The organism is Vibrio sp. TMPB1044 (assembly GCF_030442075.1).
GTDB lineage: Bacteria > Pseudomonadota > Gammaproteobacteria > Enterobacterales > Vibrionaceae > Vibrio > Vibrio satsumensis.
In genome coordinates, this window is the sequence record NZ_JAUJED010000041.1 from 1 (window position 1) to 363 (window position 363).

At 37.2% G+C, this 363-nt stretch carries 1 protein-coding gene; it reads right to left on the reverse strand.

Features of this window, described 5'->3' with window-relative positions; translation table 11 throughout:
* Positions 1-88: 88 nt before the first annotated feature.
* Positions 89-363: hypothetical protein (locus QQ041_RS20650; protein ID WP_285954955.1), on the reverse strand; the 275-nt coding region annotated here is incomplete at its 5' end.

Consider the following 363-nt stretch of genomic DNA (forward strand, 5'->3'; position numbering starts at 1 on the left):
TAATGTTCATTTTATTTACCCCTGTATTTAAATTGAATTTGCCTTGATATTTGATACAGCAAATATCAAGGCGCTTTACTTTTAGCGTTTAATAAACGTCTTCCGTTTTACGAATGTGATTAAACACCTCATACACTTCATCGTAAGAAATGCCATACCCTTCGAGCTTTTCGACACAATCACAAATGTCATTGGTGTAGAAACACTCGTGATTGAATAGCTCACGGCGAATGATCGCTTTTTTACCATTCTCTTCGATGTCTTCGGCGATCCCTTCTTGAGCAATAGAATCTAAACGGGTCATTAATTGCTTCGCATTATCAACAGGGCAAATTAAACCCATACCTAACGACGCATATTTCA